This is a genomic window from Halanaerobium kushneri, from assembly GCF_900156285.1.
GTDB classification, from domain to species: Bacteria; Bacillota; Halanaerobiia; order Halanaerobiales; family Halanaerobiaceae; genus Halanaerobium; species Halanaerobium kushneri.
The window spans coordinates 16,535-36,349 of the sequence record NZ_FTNC01000007.1 but is presented as its reverse complement, the minus strand read 5'-3'; the positions used below and the strand labels follow the sequence as shown (position 1 = coordinate 36,349).

The window sequence follows — 19,815 nt, the reverse complement described above, 5'->3', positions numbered from 1 at the left end:
GTATGAGTAGATGTTCAAATATATTATACTATATTTCTTCCCTAGCGTCAAAAAAATCTTTCACCCTACTATTCACCGGACTTAATTAAATTATTGAAACAGGAGTAAAAACTCAATTTGTTAAAATGAGAACTATATGCTATAATAATTTAATAAAATTATATTGGAGGTTATTTATGGAAATTATTAAGTACTTAGTTGTAGGCGTAATCCAGGGAATAACTGAGTTCTTACCAATCAGCAGTTCAGGGCATATTGTGCTTTTTAAATATTTTTTAGATATTAAAGCTGGACTGACAATTGACATCTTTTTGCATTTTGGAACTTTACTGGCAATATTTTTTGTGTATTACCAGGATATACTAAATATGATTTATTTTAAGGATGACTATAAGACTTTTAATCTATATATCATAATCGGCTCAATCCCTGCTGCAGTTGTAGGGATATTTTTTGAAGATTTTTTTGAAAAAATGAATTCTTCTTTAACTGTTGTCGGGTTTTTTTTAATAATTACCGGTATAATACTCTGGCTAACTAATAAAATAACAATCAATAAACGGAAGATAAAAGATATGTCGGTTTTAGATTCAATTTTTATAGGACTAGCTCAGGCACTCGCAATTTTCCCCGGTTTATCTCGCTCTGGATCTACTATAGCTGCCGGCTTATATAAAAATTTAAACAGAGAACTTGCTACCAAATTTTCGTTTATTCTTTCTATACCTGTCATAGGAGGAGCAACTCTTCTCAAACTAAAAGAATTAACTTTAAATGGTACAACTGACCTAAATTATTTCTATCTATTTTTAGCTACTATATCATCAATGATCACAGGTTATCTTGCTATTAACTTTTTCTTAAAAATGATAAAAGAACAAAAACTTCATTATTTTGCCTATTATTGTATTCCACTTGGATTAATATTAATATTTTCTTTATAATATCAGATTTGACAAGAGTTATTCCTTTCAACTTCTTTTTCAATCAGTTTTTATTGTTACTACACTAACTTTTTCCCCTTTGTTCTGCATTGTGGACTTAATATTTCTTCCATTTGTCTTTGATTGTATTAAAGCAAAAGACAGTGATAATTGTCCAATAATAGATATTATTAACAAATAAAACCCCCAGAAAAGCTCCATCATTAATCGAAAAAATGAAGCTTCTCTGAGGGGATATCATCTCTAAGTTCAGTTTACAATTATAAATTCACTAAAAATTAATTACCTTATCAGCCTCAATAATCCACTGAGTAAATTCTGTCATATTACTTAACTCTACCCCATCAATTATCTCCTCCTCTAAATATTATAATTCACGTAAAGATTCTAACTTATCTAAAACATGTTCAATTTCATCCCTGGTTGTATATGCATTGTTTCTGAAAAGTCAAGTAAATTTTAAAAATACTTTTGTAGTCCGAGGTGTTTTATGCAGCTGTTGATTTTCTCTTTCTATTGAGCCGTTTTCTTCTATCAATTGCTGACTGATGTTTTTTCTTTCTCTCATTTATAATTTTATCAGCTTTGCCGTTATATTTTTGATCTGGTGTTACAAACCCTATACCCTGGTGCAGTCTTTCAGAATTGTACTGGTCAATGAAATTCTCTATATCTTCTCTGGCCTCATAAAAGCTTTGATATTTTTCCTGAGCATATACATTTTCATACTTTATTGTCTTATGGAAGACTTCAATTTTCCCGTTTGTCTCTGGATGCTTTACAGCTATCCTGATGTGCTTGATCTCCCATTCTTCAAGGAATTCAGTAAAAGATTTAGCTACAAGCTGAGTGCCATTATCACTTACAAGTGCTGGCCTGCTGACTGGATCTGCTTCAAATATACCTGCTTTAAACATGGCTCTGCTAAGGACCCGCTGCATATCGTCTGCAGTCATAGTTTGAGAAAGTTCTCCATGTATGATTTTACGGGAATAGCCGTCGAGAACACAGATTAAATAGGCATGAGTATTTTTTACAGGGATATAACTAATATCGGTATGCCACATTTTATTTGGCTTATCAACTTCAATTTTTCCATCTGCTTTTTTCTTTTTATGATATTCCTGATCCGGAATAAGTCCACCTTCCTTAAGCACTCGGTATGCACTGGATGCAGATACATAAACAATATCATCATCCATCATCTTTTTAGCTAGCTTTCTATGACGCTGATCAGGATGTTTAAGAGCATAATCTATTATTGCCTGTTTTTCCTCTTCTAAGAGGCTGTGAGGACATGCTGCAGGAGTGGACTTGTGATTTTTAAGTCCTTCCATCCCGTCAGTTTCATAACGTTTTCTCCAGTAATAGTAACGCCAGGAATTAAGTTTTAATATTTCGCAGGTTGTTTTAACAGGCAGAGTGGATTCTTCCACAATATCCATTAATTTTCTTTTTTCTTCTGGTTTAAGCCAGTCATTTTTGATTTCACCATGTAGTCCTATTTGTCGTTTTTTTTTAGAATCTGCAGCTCACAGGTTTGTTCTACAAGAGTCTTTTTTAGTTTATCTACTTCATCTTTAAGTTTCTCTTTTTCAGGATCTTTTTTCTTTTTGTTTCTAAAGACTTTACTGGCAGATCCAATAAGACGTTTTTTCCACTGGTAAAACTGGCTCTCATAAATTCCATGTTTGCGGCAGGTCTCAGAGATATTATCATTTTGAAGACCTTCAAGAACAATTTCCATCTTTTCTTCAGGTGAGCGCTTAGTGTTTTTACTCATAATTATCTCCCTTTCTAGTTATTATTTTGAAGGAAGAAAACGACCATGTCAAGCTAGCTGGCATAATTCAAATTACTACAAAAAACTTTTAAAAATCTCTTTGACAGGCTTAGAAACATTATAGTATATTTACCAAGACTAAATCTCACAGCACCTCTTCCAGTTTCCATAGTTACAGACATAGCTTTTAAGACCGAAGAAATTTCTACTAAATCAGAATGACAGGCTGAGCCTGTAGATAAAGCTACATTATCTAAATGATCCAGAATTTCCTGACCACTGTAATCTAAAAAACTAATATTTAAAGTGTTTGGTAAGCGTTTCGTCGGATGGCCATTCAGAATAACTCGATCTTTAAAGTTTTTCTGCAGCTGCTTCTGAAAATAATCTCTCAATTCTTTAATTTCCCCGGGAGTATTATGCTCAAAGTCAGCTTTCTTTCCCTGAAACAGATCTTCCGCAAGTTCACAGGCTTTACCAAGAGCAACATCAAAAATTACATTTTCTGTCCCCGCTCTTTTTCCCATTTCGTGTCCTGCTCCATGAATTAAAGGTTCTATCTCAATTCCATCTCTTATATAAAGTGCACCGATCCCTTTTGGGGCATAAACTTTATGGCCGGCTACTGATAGAAAATCTACTCCCAGCTTTTTAACGTCTGTTTCAATTTTACCCACAGACTGAGCAGCATCGGTATGCAATAAAATGTTGTTTTCTGAGACTATTTCAGCTATTTCCGCCAGTGGCTGAATTGTTCCTGTCTCATTATTTGCATGCATGATGCTAATTAAAATTGTTTCGTCAGTTAGAGCAGCTTTTAATTGCTCAATATCTACTACTCCATCCTGATCTACAGATAAATAAGTAACTTCATAACCGTTTCCCTCAAGAAACTTACAGGGAGAGATCACGGCAGGATGTTCTATTTCAGAAGTGATAATATGCTTACCACGATTTTGATAAGTATATCCAACACCCTTGAGCACCATGTTATTTGACTCACTTCCTCCAGAAGTAAAAATAATCTCCTCTGGTGAAGCATTTAATAAACTGGCAACTTTTTTTCGAGCTTCTTCTACAGCCTGTTTTGTTTTTGATCCCAGTTCATGGCTGCTTGAGGGGTTACCAAAATTTCCATAAATATATTCTTCCATTGCTTCAGCTACTTTCTTATCAATTGGTGTTGTAGCATTATAATCAAGATAGATCATAGTTTAACACTTTCCTTTCTGAACTTAAATATAAAAAATTATTATTTAGCTAAATTTAAAATCTTTCTAGCTCCATTGATTACTACAATAAACACAATACCTCCAATTATTAAATCAGGCTTATTTGAGTCAAAAAAATAAACTAAAACTCCTGAAATAATTACTCCCGAATTTACAATTAAATCATTTGAAGTGAAAATCCAACTTGCTTTCATATGTGCTTCTTTGCTATCTGATTTTTGGAATAAGTAAAGACAATACAAATTAGCAATAAAAGCCAAAATAGATACAATTATCATTGTACTAAAATCAGGCATTTCTCCAAAACCAAAAAATCTTCTTAATACTTCAATAAATCCAAAGGATGCAATAAAAATTTGAAAATATCCTGCAAGTTTTGCAACTTTCTTCTTAAGAAGAATGCTCCCACCTACTGCAAAAAGGCTAACTAAATAAACTATTGAATCTGAAAACATATCTAAACTATCAGCAACAAGCCCCATTGAATTTGCAATTAGCCCTGCAGTCATTTCAAAGAGGAAAAAACCTAAATTAACTAAAAGAACAGTTTTTAGAAGTTTTTTCTGACTCTGAGAGTCATTTGTAATCTCATTATTTTCATCCTGTATTTCAACAACTTTTTCTAATTTAGAATCCAGCTTTAGCTCATCTAAATAATTTTTTATTCTTTTATCTTTTTGTGAATGAAAAACAATAAGTTTTCTTTTTTCAAGATCAAAATCAAGTTTTTGGATTAATTTAATTGACCCAAGTTTTGTTTCAATTAGATTTTTTTCCGAGGGACAATCCATCTTTTTCACTTTAAAAATACTTTTATACATATAAACCTCCTTTGATAGTTAATATATAAACCGCAGGGCAAAAACAATTTCAGACTCAACAAATTAGTTATATGGGAAGAAAAAAACCGAATTAAAATTTCCCTTTATTACTCTCTACTTTTATCTTATCACAAAGCCATAGTTATAAAAACAAAAACCCCCAGAAAAGCTCCATCAATAACTGAACAAAATGAAGCCTCTCTGAGAGTAAATCATCTCCAATTGAGATGCTAATTTTATTCTATTTTCCACCGTGATTTCACCGCAGTGAGCCTCAGCCACCGTTAAATACCGCAGTGAAATATACAGTATTTTACAACTATATGGGATATTTCCAACACTAGGTTGCTGTTATGACAGGGATTATAAGAAAATCTAATAGCATAAGGAACTTCGACAAAACTCTCCGAAGCCTTGAGCGTAGGTTCGACTCCTACCGGGGGCACCATTTGTTTATACCCAGTAAGCAAAGATTTTTTTATTTTTAACTTCCAGTTCTTGATTCTTATATTCCTTATTCTGATTAAAATTAAAACTCAAAAGATAACCCTGATCCATATTCTGGCTTTCCAAATAATCAGCCAGCTGCTTTAATCCCTGCTTGTGATATTCTTCTCCCCGCCAGATTTTTAATTCCACAATAAATTTCTGTTCAAGATAGGTAATTACCACATCAAGCCTTTTTTCCTGAGAAATCTGCACTTCTTTAAAATCAAATCCTTTACCATTAATAATTGGCTTTAAAAAAGCGAGAAAAATCAAACGACCATTTCTTTCTAAAAATCCTCTATCCTGATCACTATATTGTTCTTTAATGAAAACCTGAAAACGCTCCAGTACTTCTTTTAAATTAAGCTGACCATTGTCTATAAAGCTGTCTCTGAAATCAAAAGCATCACTTTCCAGTGAATTCTCTATTTTAGAAATTAAATAATTGTATATTCGCTGTTCATAAATTCTGTTATGAATTTTTAAGCTGCCGCCATCATTCTTGAAAACACCGTAGAGTTCCCCTTTTTCTATTGTTGGATTATCCAGATTATAAGTGATTTTTCTACCATCTACAATTAAATCTATACACATATCTTCTAAATCATTATTATTTTCGATATTTTTAATTAAGGTATCAAAATTAGGAAGGTCTTTTGCTAAAATGATTTTTACTGCCTGCTCAAGATATTCTTTATCCCAACTGGACTCATTTTCTCTCAGTATTTCTTCAGCAATTATCTCTGCTAATTTGCTAACCAAAAACGGATGACCCGAAGTATAATAATGCATTTTCTTAGCAAAATAATCTGAACCCAGGTCAATATTCCTGTCTTCTTGGTACTCTTTTAACATCGAAGCTATTTGATCGACCTCCAGCTCAAAATCAACTTTAAACTCACTAGCAATATTCCAGGGACTGTTATATTTATGTTCCTCATCAGATCCTAATTTAAGTTTAAGATTTTTTACATCATGAACCCCAGCTAAAATTACACTCTTAAAAGTTAAATCCTGATTTTGCTGCTCAAACAAATACTTACTCCTTAACATGCCGAGAAAATCTAAAAAAAGCTGATTATTACTGCTTTTATCAACTTCATCAATCATTAAAACAATATCTTTATTACTTTTTCTAATCATTGTGGTGATAAAACGAGAAAGATCTTTAAAATTATTAACAGTATCTACTTTTTCTTCAATTAATTTTACAAATTTGGAATCTCCACTAAATTCAAAACGATCTCTAATTGTTAAAAGAAATTCCTTAGAAAAAGTATTGATACTACTAAAAATATCCTGATCAAAATCTTCAAAAGTAATACTAATAACTCTATACTCTTTCTTTTCCAGATGTTTTTTTAACAAATACAAAATTGTAGTTTTTCCAGACTGACGAGGTTTATTAATAGTAAAATATTTTCCCTCTGCAACCATCTTTTCAATTTCTCTAATTTTTTTACTAACATCAGCCATATAATGTTTTTCTGGAATACAGACGCCGGTAGTGTTAAATTTTTTCATTTAGCTCACCTCATTTTCAGCTTCAAGTTATGCTTATTATACCACAGTAGATAACTTAATTAAATCAAAGCAGTCATTGAGTCATTGAATTTGATCTATCCTGAAAGCTCTAGCAATTCTATGTTTATCAGTTTTCTTATAAACCTCTTCATCCTGTCCACCTAACTTAATTCCACGATAATAGAAGCTTCTTAGATTATTGGTTTCCTTAACATTGGTAAATCTAATATATCGATTCTGAGGATTAGTAGTTGTAAAAATAAGTGACTCTTTATTAAGTTTCTCCAGTGGTCTTAGATTATGAGAAGTAAAGACCAGCTGTCCCTTAGCTCTATCCTGTATGATTTCCAGAATTTCACCTAAAAGATATTCAAATATACCGGCATCAAGCTCATCAACAGCCAGACAAATACCCGGCTTATTGTACATAGCAATCATTGCACTCAAGATCGATATGATCTTTTTAATACCATCTGATTCATATCTCAGAGGAATCTTAATATCTCCTCTTTCTGCCAGCAGCTCTATTTTAATAACTGGATCACCATTCTCATCCAATTCTTCTCCATACTCTTTAATTTTAATTGTCAGATCTGGAATTATCTCTTTTAAGACAATGTTTAAGTTCTCGATAACATTTTTAACAGTAGAGAGGACCCGCTCAGGAACTGTTGTCGGCTCAGACAGAGCTATTGCCAGATCTCCACCTTCTATTCTCTCTGAATCACTAAGTTGAAAACAGAACGGTATAATTAGATTGGCATTGATCATACCTGAACGAGAATTTCTGATCACAAACAGGTTCATTCGAGCATACTGTTTAATCTCCATTATAATATCAGTAAATTCGTTAAAGGCTTTATTACCCTTATAAATATGATCCATCTCACTAGAAAAAATAAAAGATGTTTGTTCCTTTTTCGCAAGCTCCTTAGCCACTTTAAGGTCCACTTTAGCATCTTTATTGTTTTTAGTGAGCAAATTGTAATTCTTCTGGGGACTTAACAATTGCTCCTTCTCATCAAGGTTGTGAGTTATTATCCCTCTCTTATATGTCCAGCCATCTTCTTCAAGCTTTTTATATGATAGATCTTCCTTGATAATTACTGGAACAGCATTTTCTCTTCTTTCAATTACCATTTCATAAAAGAGTTGATATTTATTCTCTCCTAAAGACATAGAAAAAACAGCATTAATAGCAGCTTCTTTCTCACCCTGGTATATATAATCTTTAATATCTCCAGGCAGAGATTCTCCAAGCAGGACCATTTTCAGTATCCACAGAGCTTCAATAAAAGCAGTTTTACCAGAACCATTCTGACCGTATATTCCCAGCACATCTGATGCTTTAGAAAAAAAGTCTTCGCTTTTATAACTGTTGAAATCAATCTGACCCTGACTAACATTCTTAAAGTTATTCAGTTGTACCTGCTGCAGACGCAGCATTTTCTCCTTCATTTGATCACCTCCACTGATTAAATTATACAACTATTAGTGATAAAAAGCAATATTTTAAGCAAAATCGATATAAAAAATATCATATTAGTTAAAAAAATAGTCTATAAGGTGATTCTCTTAATAGTTGTTCAGACTAAACCTATATTAAATTTTACGATGTTAAACAAGGTGTCCTCATTTCGATTACACCTCACATTATAATAATTTATAGCTAAAAGTGTAAACTGTTCAATCCGTTAGAGTTATCCGCACTTATAGATATATGCAGAGGCTTTTAACGCTTATAAACTTCACGAATAAAATAGATTAACAAAAACCCCCAGAAAAGCTCCATAAATAACTGAACAAAATGAAGTTTCTCTGAGGTTAATTCATCTCCAATTGAGATGCTAATTTTATTCTATTTTCCACCTTGATTTCACCGCAGTGAGCTTCAGCCACCGTTAAATACCACAGTAAAGTATACATTGGTTTTCAACAACATGAGATATTTTTAGCATAGTGTTATTAAATTTTGGAGCTTTAACTCCACTATTCTTTATTTAATAAGTTTTTAATTTGTAATTAATTGAGAACTAATATCTTGCTGATATTATTATAAATAGAATAAAAGTATAAATTTGATCCCCTTTTTGAATCTGCATCAATTGCAGTTATAATATAGATTTTTGTACTTGATAATTCTCTCCTCTTTTTGTACCCATTCCTTTTATGGAGTGGGTTTTTAGTTTTTCTCATAAGTCCAGTAAATTTTGGATATACTTCTACTATTAATGATCTTATTACTAAATCACATTCAGTCCCAACTGAAAAAGAAGATAAACACCTGCAAAATAAACTGCTGCAGCTGCAATCGCATCCCAGCCCATCCACATAAAAGAACGCCGTGAGCGATAAAATAAACCAATTAAAATAATTGTAGCCATAACTATACCAACTGTTGCAGTTAAAATATGAACTATCTTAGCATCCTGTAAAAGAACTCCCTGACGGTAAAATATATCGGCAAAGAAAATTACTGTCATATTGAAAATGTTGCTGCCAAAGACATTTCCAACTGCCATATTATAGGCACCAATCTTAACAGCCGAAATTGTTGCAACAAGCTCCGGCAGTGAAGTTGCTGCCGCTACCATAACTGACCCAATAAAACTCTGATCGATCCCGGTCAGCATAGATATCTGATCAGCAGTAATAGTTAATCGATAGCCGCTAAAAACAATTACAACTGCACAGGCAGCAAAGCCCATTAAAGCTTTATTTAAAGTATAATCAGGATTGGAATCTTCTTTTACTGGGTCATCTGGATCAAGTGGATTTTTCTGATCATAACGATAGATCATTCTCACACTTATAATATATGTAATAAGTAAGGTTATACTATCTACTCCCACACCAAAAATACTCAAATTGAAATTCATAAAATGGGATAAGATAAGGCTGAAAACTACCAATGCTGAAAGTAAAACTCCTACCAGACCAGAAAGAAGGTGGCTGTAGTTAACTCGAAGTAGTAGTGGACCTTTTCCCTGAAGTAAATCAGCAAAGGCTAAAATGACAAGGTTAAATGTGTTGCTGCCAAAAGCGTTACCGACTGCAATATCTGGAGCTCCAACAAGAGCTGAACTGATACTTGTCACAAGTTCTGGTAGTGAAGTTGCCATTGCAATTAAAATTCCACCGATAAAAGCCTGACCCAGACCACTTTTATCAGCAATTATATCTCCAAATTTTGATAAATAAGTTCCTGAAATTATAATGAAAATTGCCATTAAAATAAATTCAAAAAATAGCTGTTTCAACTAAATCCTCCTTGATCATAATAAGTAATATTTAAAGAGACCAGCATTAATGCCGGTCTCTTTATTAAATGGGAGTGTATATACTTTTAATATGCTAATCCATAAAATATATCTTCAACATTTCCTGATTCAATACTAATTCTTTTTAAGTAATCTTCATAACTATCAGCCCAATTTTGCTCATTGACATTTATCTTATCCTTATTAAACCCAATAAATATCCTGGCTGCATCATCAATATCAAGCTCTTCTACACTAATCTCAGTACTCATCTTATTATCTTCAGTTTCTATATTAACTTCATTACTATAGCCAGTTGGACTAACAAGAATTTGATCCATTTCTGCAGCAGTTTCTATATTAATATTTAGTTCCTGTCCATCTTTTTTACCTCTATTAGCAATAAGTATTGTACTCCAGAGATAATCTCCTTCTTCAACTTTTGCTTCTGTATCAACATTTTCTACATCAGCATAGGCCTCCGAAAATCTCTCAGGACCTCCAGGAAGAAATGATGTCTCAAATTCTGGTCTTAAAATCAAATTGCTGTTTTCCTGTGCTGTGCCCTGTAAACCATTAATTGAAATGGTAACCCAAATAACAAAGGCAATAGCTAAACCTATCTTCAAATAATAATAAAACATTTCCATTTTGCTTTTTTCATTTTTATTCATAGTACCCCTCCAAATTAATTAAATTTTATAACTATTTCTTGATTATAATTATAAACAAATTATAAACAAAAATCAAATTTATATACAAATTATTTATATTTAAATTAAATTATTAGCTATTTTAGATTTAAAAAAGGATTTTTGCCGTTATCTTAGAATATATAATATAAACAAATTGTAAATGAAGGAGGTAACTATGAATTTAAATAACAAACAAATCTTATTAATTGAAGATGACAAAAATATATTTGAGCTAGTTAAGGCTATGTTTAATAGTTACAACACAGAAGTTGTATTTAAAAAAGATGGAAAATCAGGTTATAAAGAAGCTATGGAAAATGATTATGATCTAATTCTGCTTGATATAATGCTTCCCGAAATGGATGGCTGGGAAATCTGTAAAAAACTAAAAGAAAAGAAAGTCTATACTCCCATAATTATGTTGACAGCCAAAGCTGAAGAGGCTGATAAAGTATTAGGACTGGAAATTGGTGCAGATGATTATGTAACCAAACCATTTTCTCCCAGAGAATTAAGAGCAAGAATCAAGGCGGTTTTAAGAAGGTCTGGAAATCAAACTAGAAGTGAAAATAATAATTCTAAAGTCTACAATTTTTCTGAATTTAGATTTAAATTAAGTAATGATGATAAATCCATCTCTATCAACAATCAACTTATTAGTTTTGCTCCCAAAGAATTCGCCTTATTTGAATTTATGTTAAAAAATAGTAATAAAGTTTTTTCTAGAAAAGAACTGCTCAAAAATATCTGGGGGGTTGAAAATAATCAAGAGATTAGAACTATTGATGAGCATATTAAAAGAATTAGAAGAAAAATAAAGGAAAAAGATATAAATAATAAATTCATAAAAACTGTCTGGGGTACTGGCTATAAATTTTCATTTAAGGAAGATAATCATGAAGATTAATTTTAATAGTTTTTTTAGCAGATTGTTAATCACAAATACTATTATTGTATTAATCACCATAATTATTATTAGTGGTATCTTTGGATATTTAATCCAAAACTATTACTATGGTTTACGAGAATGGAAAGCCTCTAAAGATGGGCATAGAATTGCAGAAATTATTAATAATTATATCAATGATGCCAATCTAAAAAAATTCAGACAGGATGAAAGTTTGTTAAGAATAAACACAATTTCTAAAACATCTGAACTAGAAATTGGAATAATTAATAATCACGGAGATTTTATATTGAATTCATCTAATTTTGATTCTCTAAAAATGGAGATCGAAGATAAAACTCTAAAAGAAGTAATTGCCGGTAATCAAGTTATAAATAAAATAAAGGGACCTAAAAAAAATGAACTATTAATGATCTTTCCTCTTTTTAAAGATCCACTTAATGAAAATAAAGACATCTCGTTAAATACAAAAGGAAACTCTGATATTATTGGAGGCATTATACTGAAATCAGAGTTAGATAGTGTAAAAACAACTATAATTGACATCTTAAAATTAATTTTCTATTCATCCTTAATAGCCTTGATTATTGCTTTATTATTGAGCATTAGATTCAGTCAAAACATCGTCAAACCATTAAATAAAGTTAAGGCTTCTGCTAAGAATATTTCTAATAATGAATTTACTAAAATCAAAGAGAATAATGTTAAAACAACTGAATTGAAGAATTTGATCGAAACCTATAATTATGCTGTAGAAGAAATTGAAAAAACAATCAAAAAGAAAAACAGACTGGAAAAACTCAGAAAAGAATATATTGCAAACATATCTCACGAATTTAGAACACCTCTCTCATCAATTAAAGGTTTTGCTGAAATAATTGAAGAACAGGACTTAAATCAAACACAGCTAAAAAATTATTCATCAATAATGAAAAATGAAGCTGAACATCTTCAATACCTGGTAGAAGAATTACTTATCCTTGGTCAATTAGACTCAGATGGAATTAAATTAAATATAAAAAGGGTTAAACTAAAAGACTTAATTAGTTTTGCTGTCAATTCATTAGAAACTGAAATCAATAAGAAAAATATTAAAATAAAAGGAAATTACGAAAATAATAACTTGGAGATTAAAGTAGATCCAAATAAATTTAAAGAAGTTTTTATAAATTTAATTGATAATGCAGTTAAACACTCACCTGAAAATTCTAAGATAGAAATTATAACTCAAAAAATTAATAATCCAAAAAATGAAATAGAAAATGTGAAAATCATGATTAAAGATGAAGGGAAAGGAATCGAAGAAGAAAAACAGGATAAAGTATGGGAAAGATTTTATAAAGTAGATGAATCAAGATCCAGAAATGATAGTAATGGCACCGGGCTTGGTCTGGCTATAGTTAAAGACATTATTGATAAACATCAAGCAGAGGTCAATATTCAAAATAATAAGCAAGGTGGTGCCTCATTTATAGTAACTTTAAATAAAAAACACCTGGTTAAAGGTTAAAACTAAAAAGATAACCCTAATCCAGATTCTGGCGTTCCAAATAATCAGCCAGCTGTTTTAAATCCTTAGTGTGATTTTTTTCATCTTATCGGATTATTAACAACAAAAAAATTTCCTGTTAGCATTAAGTCTACAGGGGAAAATATACATAGTTTAGCTGTTACTGATTAAAGAAATTATTTCTTTTCTTCTTTCTTTTCACTTTCTTTCTTCACAGGTTTTTTCTTGTCTTTCATTTTTCAGCACCTCCCTGATATTTCAACTTACTACTTGAGCCTAAATTTATTATATTACATAAAACTCGAAATAATATCTAATTATTAAGTTCTCCTGAAGAAAATATTATACAAAATAAAAACCCCAGAGAAGCTCCATTGTTACTGAACAAATAGAATCTCTCTGGGGTAATTAAGACTACATTAATGCTTCGAAATATAAACTCCGTCTTTAAATAGTTTTATCCCGGCATAAAGAATTATAAAGAATTCAAGCCTACCTAAAAACATTCCAATTGTCTGAGTCCAGATTATACCCAGAGGAGCTTCTGGCGAAAGTAAACCGATTGAAATCCCAACTGTACCCAGAGCTGATCCAAATTCAAACATACTATCTAAAAGAGAATATCCATAGGCTGTATGGACTGCTACTCCTGCAAAAAAAGTAAACAAGTATAGTAATATATAGTTAGCTACATCTTTTACATGCTGATCTTTTACATAAAACTTATTCTCTCCCCGCCAGAGATAATTGCTGCTGACACTTCTGCGAGGTAAAAACTGTTCTTTAATTTCCCAGTAGATTGATTTAAAAATCAAATAGATTCTATACTGCTTAATACCACCAGCAGTTGAACCTGTTCCACCACCAACAAGCATAATTAATATAATGATAAAGTTAGCAAATATCGGCCAGCCGGCAAAAGAAATCGTCGAAAAACCGGTTGTTGATAAAGCTGTAATGATCTGGAAAAAGGTAATTCTAAAATTCTCGCTTAGCATAGGGTATAAAGAGTTTAATGAAAAAAACATTAATATAGGAGTTAAAAATATAAATAGAGTTATCATTAAACGTATCTCAGCATTTTTAAAGAATGTTTTAACCTTACCTTTAAGCAGTGTGTAATGAGTTGCAAAGTTTATTGTACCAAGCAGCATTAAGACAATTGTCACCACTTCAATAGATAAACTGTTGTAATGGCCGATGCTGTCAGGCTGAGTGGAAAAACCTCCAGTAGAAATTGCAGCCATCGAGTGATTTATGGAATCAAAGAGCGGCATCCCTGCAAAATAATAGAGAATAATCCCTGCTGCAGTATAGAAAGTATAGATTTTCATGATCAACATGGTAGAGCGTTTTACATGGGGTAATAATTTATCACTTCTTGCCTCAGCCATATATAATCCCATTCCATGAACCGGGAGCAGTGAAGATAAAGCAATTACTGCAAGGCCAGCTCCACCGAAAAACTGCATAATCGAGCGCCAGATCAGGATTAATTTCGGGGCACTAGTAACATCAACAAGAGACAAACCGGTAGTTGTCCAACCACTTACTACTTCAAAAATAGAATGGCTCCAGCTCATATCTAAAATAGTTATAAAAGGTATTGCAGAGAAGAAAATTGCCCCAAGCCAGGAGAAAATAACAATTATACTCCCTTCGTTTAAGGATAACTCCACATCTTCTTCCTGATGTCTGCTCCCATAAATAAATAATACTAATCCTGCCAGAATAGAAAGTCCTCCTGCCAGCAGAAAATGAGGTGCCAGGCTGCTTTCTTCAGGAAAAGCTAGTAAAAATAAAAGTGGTGATAGAATAGCAGCCCCGGCAAAGATAATAATAATCCCGGTATATTTTGAAATCAGAAAGTAACGAGAAATAAGCAGATTTTTATATTTCATCTTATTCTTCACCACCAAAGACTTTAATAGCTTCTGCCTGTTCTTCGGGCAGTGAAATTATGACAATTTTATCTCCTGCCTGAATCTTAGACCCACCTCTAGGAATTGAAATATCTCCATTTCTAACTATACCACCTAAAACAATAGAAATAGGAAGGTCAATTTCTTTAATTTCCTTGCCAGCAGCTGCAGAGTCAGGTGCTACCTCAACCTGGAAGATACTTAGTTTCCCCTCTTCAATCATGGTTAAATTACTTACATCTTCTGAAATCACACTCTGCTCAATAATTGAACTAATCAAATCTGTAACATTAAAGATCCCCGTAATCCCCAAAATATTGAACAGTTCTTCATTTTCTGGATTATTTACTAGAGCTGTAGTTCTCTCAACTCCAAAGTAGTCCATTGCCATTTTGCAGATAAAGAGATTACTGTGGTCCTTTTGCGTCAAAGATACAAGGTTATCAGCCTTATAGGCGCCAGCATCTTCCAGAACTTTTTTATCTGCTGCATCACCAAAGACAACTGTAGCCTTTATTTCTCTTGCCAGATCATCAGCAAGTTTACGATCTTTATTGATAATTGTTACAAAATGTCCTTTAGAAATTAGCTTTTTGGCAAGGTGGTAAATTAGCTTACCTCCTCCAACCAGTATAATCTCCATAATTACCTCATCCCTTCTCGCTCAATTTTATTTATCATGTTTTCAGCCAAAAGAGATATCTGAGAAAATATCTCAAAACGTTCTTCTTTTTCATACATCTTCTCCACTGATGGGTCTATAGTCCTGACCATAATTCTGGGTACATCAAAATTAACCCTTGCCATCTGTGAGACAAGATAGTTAATCTGATCATTGCCAGTACTAACTATTAAAAGGTCAGCAGATTCTATTTTACCTTCAATCAAAACATCACTTTCCGCTGCATCCCCCTCTATTTCAAAACCGGAAAAGTCAACCGGCAGCAGAGCAAATGAATCTGGATTCTGCTCTATAACAACAACTTCGTTACCAGAACGAGAAAGTTTTCCAGCAAGCAGAGAACCCGTGCGGCCGCAGCCTACAATAACAATAAACATCTATTCTTCCTCCTCGTCATCTCCAAAGTTAACATCATCTAAGTCAATGGAGCCCATACTTTCTCCTGCCCTTTCAATGTTTTCATTTGCCGGTTTATAGCCAGGATCAAGTGCCAGAGCAGCTCTGTACATTTTCATTGCTTCTCCCTGCTTATGCTGCATCTCATAAATAATACCGAGCAGGTTAAATGGTTCAGGCTTTTCAGAGTCAAGAGAAGTGGCCTGCTGCAGCATTTCTTTTGCCTTTGAGAAGTCTCGTTTATTAATTGCATTTTTAGCAAGCATAATATATTCTTCAAAACTTTCTACTTCTTTTTCACTATTTTCAACCTTATAGCGTTCAAATACATCCTGAACAATATTAATAATTTCTTCTGGCTTAAATGGTTTACGCAGATAATCAACAGCCCCTAACTTTAGAGTTTCAACTGCTGTTTCTACACTACCATATCCTGTAATCATTATTACCTTTGTCTCAATTTCTTTATTTGTTACTTCTTTTAAAAACTGGATGCCATCCATTCCCGGCATTTTCATATCAAGCAGTACAACCGGGATTTCTTCTTCTTTTAATTTTGCCAGTCCATCCTCTCCATTAACAGCTGTTTCAACTTCATAGTCTGCATTCGAAAGAGCTTTCTTTAAAGTCAAACGAATATTCTTTTCATCATCAACAACCAGTACTTTATTTTTCATTATTATCTTCCTCCTCTATTTCTTCCTGTCCTGTTCCTGCTTCCATAATACTTTCTTCTACAGCAGCCAGTAAATCACTCTGGCTGATTGGTTTGACTAAAAAGTCTTCAGCACCTGAAGAAATTGCCTTTTGCACATCATCTTCTTCAGATAAAGCAGACAATATAATAACCGGTATTTCCTCAGTTGCTGCATCACTTTTTAAAGCTTCAAGTACTAAAAAACCATTCATCTTCGGCAGCCTTAAATCAAGTAAAATAAGATCTGGACTAATATTATTAGCCTTATCAACTGCTTCCACTCCATCTACAGCATAATCCACATTATAACCTGCCTTTTCCAGACTTTTACCAACAACTAATCTAATATTTTTTTCATCATCTACTACTAAAATTTTACTCATTATTTTCCTCCTGATAGCCATATCTTGGGATGTAGAATGAAAAAGTAGAGCCTTCTCCTTCTTCACTGTCAACCCAGATCCGACCATTGTGGGCTGTAATAATTTCTTTTGCAATAGCAAGGCCGAGACCGGTTCCACTTTTTTCTTCTTTATCACTGCCGGCCCTAACAAATTTTTCGAAAATTTTAGACTGGTATTCTTTTGGAATCCCCGGTCCATTATCTGCTACTGATACTAGAACCCTTCTACCCTTTATTTCTGCATCCACTTCTATTTTACCTTCATCAGCATAGCGGAGTGCATTTCCAACCAGGTTAGATATAACCCAGCTGATTTTTGAAGGATCTGCATAAGCAAAAATGTTATCCTCAGACTGTTTAAATTTGAGCTCAATTTCTTTTTCCTCCGCCTGTTTATGGAAGGGGTTAAGTGTTTTTTCAATAATATCATTGACATCTACCTTATCAAACTCCATTTCAATTTTACCTGATTCAATCTTAGAGAGATCAAGCAGATCATTTACTAACTCAGTTAATCGTTCCACATCCTCATAGGCTGCTTCCAGCAGTTCCTTCTGTTCCTCATTTAATTCTCCTGTATCCTCGTTAATTACCATGTTGAGGCCCATATTCATAGAAGTTAATGGGGTCCTAAACTCATGAGATACAGTTGAAACAAATTCAGATTTCATGTTGTCAATTTCTTTTAATCTGGTAATATCCTCTAAAAGAGTAACAGTAAATTGATATTCTTCGTCTTCATCAATTACCTGTTTGGTAGAAATCCTGTAATGTCTTTTTTTATCATTCTTTTTTAGCAGAAAGGTTTTCTCCTCTTTAGCTTCAGGATTTTTAATATACTCAAAAATCTCTTCTGCCTTAATAACCTCTAAAAAGTGAGTACCAAGTACATCCTCCCTCAGTGAAAAAAGTTCTTTAGCTGTTTCATTGATTAAAACAATCTTATGGTCCTTATCTGTCACTATTAAAGGGCTGCTTAAATTATTCACTACAGCCTCTGACTTTTCTTTTTCCATCAGCAGTTTTTTAACATTTATTTTCTCATATTCTTTCAATTTGGAAATCATCTCATTAAATTCATCAGCCAGCACCCCGATCTCATCCTCAGAAGCCACTTCAACTTTACGCTGAAAGTTTCTGGCAGCCACTTCTTTAATACCTTTTTCTAGTTCTTTAATCGGCCGCAGTATCTGTTTAGTAAGATAAAAAGCAAAGATTAATGAAAATGCTGTAACTAATAAAGCCAGTCCAATTGTATAAATTATTGCCTGATTGGCTCTGCTGTTTGCATCTCCCTGAGCCTCTACCATTGCCTGTCTATTAAGTTCTCTTAACTCACGGATATCAGTCTTGATCTCATTAAATAAGGGCAGTAATTCCTGGTTATAAATCTCCCAGCGCTGATTTTCGTCTGCATTATAGAATTGATCAAATTTAGAGACAAAACTAAAATACTTTTCATTGATCTTCTCAAGAATTGTGCCTTCACCATCTATTGTAATGTTATCCTCTGCTCTAGCCAGCCAGGTATAGAATTCTTTTTCGTTGCGTCGAAATATTTCCTGCCCCTGCTCTTCTGAGGTTCTCAAAAGCAGCAAAAGTGCACTGTCCTGACGCTCTATCGATTCGACCATACTGTCACTAGCTTTAATGCTGCGGTAGTTTTCAACTAAAATATCATTGATCGCATTTGAAAGCGACTCAAAGTTATAAATACTCCAGCCAACTACTCCCGCCAAAATTAAGATCATAACTGCAAAACCAAGGAGCATCTTACCTTTTAAAGTTTTAATCTTCATATTTTTCACACCCCTAAAATTATATTTGTCTGTTTAATCATAATTTATATTAGACATTATCTCTATCATTGTATTAATAAACTAATTCCCAAAATCACGCATTTTGTCCAGATTCTCATTTTTACCCATTAGAACTAATTTATCCCCCTCTTCAATTATATCATCTGCTCCAGGAGAAATATGGATGTTTTCTCCCCGCTTGATTGCCATTACATTGACATCGAAACTGGCTCTTAATTCAAGTTCTTTTAAGGATTTGCCTATCATTTTATCAGTTGCTAAAAGCTCTATTACACCATATTCGGGAGCAAATTCTATATAGTCTAAAACATTTGAAGAAATAAGGTTCTGAGCAATTCTAGCCCCCATATCTCTTTCAGGATAGACTATTCTGTCTGCACCAACTTTGGTTAAAACTTTGCCGTGTAATTTATCTGGTGCTTTAACTATTACAAAAGGTAAATTTAACTCTTTTAAGATTAAAGTACATAATATATTTGCTGAAACATTATCTCCAATGCTGACAACTGCCACATCAAAGTTCCTGACTCCCAGAGTTTTTAAAGCCTCTTCGTCAGTCGCATCAGCTTCTACAGCATGAGTTACATCTGCACTGATCGCCTGAACTTTTTCGGGATCACGGTCAATTGCTAATACATCATGTCCATTTTCAGCCAGAGTTGTTGCAACACTGGCACCAAATCTACCCAAACCTACTACTACAAACTGCTTCATTTATTTGTCCTCCTAT

The 19,815-nt window shown here is 33.0% G+C and carries 19 protein-coding genes; 3 read left to right on the top strand and 16 right to left on the bottom strand.

What is annotated here, in order from left to right:
- Positions 1-176 precede the first annotated feature (176 nt).
- Positions 177-944: an undecaprenyl-diphosphate phosphatase gene (locus tag BW929_RS06225; protein WP_076544514.1), complete on the top strand. Its 768-nt coding sequence runs from the start codon at positions 177-179 to the stop codon at positions 942-944.
- A 39-nt stretch (positions 945-983) separates the two neighbouring features.
- Here the strand turns inward: BW929_RS06225 and BW929_RS15225 are convergent, their stop codons facing one another.
- The 9 genes from BW929_RS15225 to BW929_RS06185 all read right to left on the bottom strand — a co-directional run bounded on the left by BW929_RS15225 (position 984) and on the right by BW929_RS06185 (position 10,727).
- Positions 984-1,121, bottom strand: coding sequence for a hypothetical protein (locus tag BW929_RS15225; protein WP_159437152.1), 138 nt, complete (start codon positions 1,119-1,121; stop codon positions 984-986).
- 311 nt (positions 1,122-1,432) lie between these two features.
- The gene (locus BW929_RS06220) at positions 1,433-2,431 is read right to left on the bottom strand and encodes an IS3 family transposase (RefSeq protein WP_258222415.1); all 999 of its coding nucleotides are present in this window, start codon (positions 2,429-2,431) and stop codon (positions 1,433-1,435) included.
- A gap of 14 nt (positions 2,432-2,445) precedes the next feature.
- The gene (locus tag BW929_RS06215; RefSeq protein ID WP_076544512.1) at positions 2,446-2,727 is read right to left on the bottom strand and encodes a transposase; all 282 of its coding nucleotides are present in this window, start codon (positions 2,725-2,727) and stop codon (positions 2,446-2,448) included.
- Positions 2,728-2,780: 53 nt separating this feature from the next.
- Complete coding sequence (locus BW929_RS06210) at positions 2,781-3,938, bottom strand: cysteine desulfurase family protein (protein ID WP_076544511.1); 1,158 nt, start codon at positions 3,936-3,938, stop codon at positions 2,781-2,783.
- A 41-nt stretch (positions 3,939-3,979) separates the two neighbouring features.
- Positions 3,980-4,780 carry a cation efflux transmembrane domain-containing protein gene (locus BW929_RS06205; protein WP_076544510.1) on the bottom strand — a complete coding sequence of 267 codons (801 nt, stop codon included), beginning with the start codon at positions 4,778-4,780 and terminating at the stop codon, positions 3,980-3,982.
- 453 nt (positions 4,781-5,233) lie between these two features.
- On the bottom strand, positions 5,234-6,793 hold the full coding sequence (locus BW929_RS06200) for an AAA-like domain-containing protein (protein ID WP_076544509.1): 1,560 nt from the start codon (positions 6,791-6,793) through the stop codon (positions 5,234-5,236).
- 81 nt (positions 6,794-6,874) lie between these two features.
- Positions 6,875-8,251 (bottom strand): AAA family ATPase, encoded by a 1,377-nt coding sequence (locus BW929_RS06195; protein ID WP_076544508.1) that lies wholly within the window; start codon positions 8,249-8,251, stop codon positions 6,875-6,877.
- 785 nt (positions 8,252-9,036) lie between these two features.
- Entirely contained in the window at positions 9,037-10,053 is a 1,017-nt protein-coding gene (locus BW929_RS06190) for a sodium:calcium antiporter (protein ID WP_076544507.1), read from the bottom strand.
- Between the two features lie 86 nt (positions 10,054-10,139).
- Positions 10,140-10,727, bottom strand: coding sequence for a hypothetical protein (locus BW929_RS06185; RefSeq protein WP_076544506.1), 588 nt, complete (start codon positions 10,725-10,727; stop codon positions 10,140-10,142).
- A 196-nt stretch (positions 10,728-10,923) separates the two neighbouring features.
- On the opposite strand from BW929_RS06185, the gene BW929_RS06180 reads away from it, so the two are divergent.
- A complete protein-coding gene (locus BW929_RS06180) occupies positions 10,924-11,655 on the top strand; it encodes a response regulator transcription factor (RefSeq protein WP_076544505.1) in 732 nt (243 codons plus the stop codon).
- Positions 11,645-13,165 (top strand): sensor histidine kinase, encoded by a 1,521-nt coding sequence (locus BW929_RS06175; protein WP_076544504.1) that lies wholly within the window; start codon positions 11,645-11,647, stop codon positions 13,163-13,165. The genes BW929_RS06180 and BW929_RS06175 overlap by 11 nt, the downstream gene beginning before the upstream one ends.
- Before the next feature lie 419 nt (positions 13,166-13,584).
- On the opposite strand, the gene BW929_RS06170 is transcribed toward BW929_RS06175, so the two are convergent.
- From BW929_RS06170 to BW929_RS06140, 7 genes are all read right to left on the bottom strand, one after another.
- Positions 13,585-15,066 carry a TrkH family potassium uptake protein gene (locus BW929_RS06170; RefSeq protein ID WP_076544503.1) on the bottom strand — a complete coding sequence of 494 codons (1,482 nt, stop codon included), beginning with the start codon at positions 15,064-15,066 and terminating at the stop codon, positions 13,585-13,587.
- Between the two features lies 1 nt (position 15,067).
- The gene (locus BW929_RS06165) at positions 15,068-15,730 is read right to left on the bottom strand and encodes a potassium channel family protein (protein ID WP_076544502.1); all 663 of its coding nucleotides are present in this window, start codon (positions 15,728-15,730) and stop codon (positions 15,068-15,070) included.
- Between the two features lie 2 nt (positions 15,731-15,732).
- The gene (locus BW929_RS06160) at positions 15,733-16,146 is read right to left on the bottom strand and encodes a potassium channel family protein (protein WP_076544501.1); all 414 of its coding nucleotides are present in this window, start codon (positions 16,144-16,146) and stop codon (positions 15,733-15,735) included.
- Entirely contained in the window at positions 16,147-16,842 is a 696-nt protein-coding gene (locus BW929_RS06155) for a response regulator (protein ID WP_076544500.1), read from the bottom strand.
- Positions 16,832-17,245: a response regulator transcription factor gene (locus BW929_RS06150; RefSeq protein ID WP_076544499.1), complete on the bottom strand. Its 414-nt coding sequence runs from the start codon at positions 17,243-17,245 to the stop codon at positions 16,832-16,834. The genes BW929_RS06155 and BW929_RS06150 overlap by 11 nt, the downstream gene beginning before the upstream one ends.
- Positions 17,238-19,064: a HAMP domain-containing sensor histidine kinase gene (locus BW929_RS06145; protein ID WP_076544498.1), complete on the bottom strand. Its 1,827-nt coding sequence runs from the start codon at positions 19,062-19,064 to the stop codon at positions 17,238-17,240. Before BW929_RS06145 ends, BW929_RS06150 begins: the two co-directional genes overlap by 8 nt.
- Positions 19,065-19,145: 81 nt before the next feature.
- Positions 19,146-19,799: a potassium channel family protein gene (locus BW929_RS06140; protein WP_076544497.1), complete on the bottom strand. Its 654-nt coding sequence runs from the start codon at positions 19,797-19,799 to the stop codon at positions 19,146-19,148.
- Positions 19,800-19,815 lie beyond the last annotated feature (16 nt).

Excerpts from the sequence above, each read along its gene's own strand:
- BW929_RS06200 (WP_076544509.1), bottom strand. The coding sequence starts at position 6,793 with ATGAAAAAATTTAACACTACCGGCGTCTGTATTCCAGAAAAACATTAT.
- BW929_RS06145 (WP_076544498.1), bottom strand. The coding sequence starts at position 19,064 with ATGAAGATTAAAACTTTAAAAGGTAAGATGCTCCTTGGTTTTGCAGTT.
- BW929_RS06210 (WP_076544511.1), bottom strand. The coding sequence starts at position 3,938 with ATGATCTATCTTGATTATAATGCTACAACACCAATTGATAAGAAAGTA.
- BW929_RS06185 (WP_076544506.1), bottom strand. The coding sequence starts at position 10,727 with ATGAATAAAAATGAAAAAAGCAAAATGGAAATGTTTTATTATTATTTG.
- BW929_RS06160 (WP_076544501.1), bottom strand. The coding sequence starts at position 16,146 with ATGTTTATTGTTATTGTAGGCTGCGGCCGCACGGGTTCTCTGCTTGCT.
- BW929_RS06225 (WP_076544514.1), top strand. The coding sequence starts at position 177 with ATGGAAATTATTAAGTACTTAGTTGTAGGCGTAATCCAGGGAATAACT.
- BW929_RS06165 (WP_076544502.1), bottom strand. The coding sequence starts at position 15,730 with ATGGAGATTATACTGGTTGGAGGAGGTAAGCTAATTTACCACCTTGCC.
- BW929_RS06180 (WP_076544505.1), top strand. The coding sequence starts at position 10,924 with ATGAATTTAAATAACAAACAAATCTTATTAATTGAAGATGACAAAAAT.
- BW929_RS06215 (WP_076544512.1), bottom strand. The coding sequence starts at position 2,727 with ATGAGTAAAAACACTAAGCGCTCACCTGAAGAAAAGATGGAAATTGTT.
- BW929_RS06140 (WP_076544497.1), bottom strand. The coding sequence starts at position 19,799 with ATGAAGCAGTTTGTAGTAGTAGGTTTGGGTAGATTTGGTGCCAGTGTT.
- BW929_RS06170 (WP_076544503.1), bottom strand. The coding sequence starts at position 15,066 with ATGAAATATAAAAATCTGCTTATTTCTCGTTACTTTCTGATTTCAAAA.
- BW929_RS06150 (WP_076544499.1), bottom strand. The coding sequence starts at position 17,245 with ATGAGTAAAATTTTAGTAGTAGATGATGAAAAAAATATTAGATTAGTT.
- BW929_RS06155 (WP_076544500.1), bottom strand. The coding sequence starts at position 16,842 with ATGAAAAATAAAGTACTGGTTGTTGATGATGAAAAGAATATTCGTTTG.
- BW929_RS06205 (WP_076544510.1), bottom strand. The coding sequence starts at position 4,780 with ATGTATAAAAGTATTTTTAAAGTGAAAAAGATGGATTGTCCCTCGGAA.
- BW929_RS06195 (WP_076544508.1), bottom strand. The coding sequence starts at position 8,251 with ATGAAGGAGAAAATGCTGCGTCTGCAGCAGGTACAACTGAATAACTTT.
- BW929_RS06175 (WP_076544504.1), top strand. The coding sequence starts at position 11,645 with ATGAAGATTAATTTTAATAGTTTTTTTAGCAGATTGTTAATCACAAAT.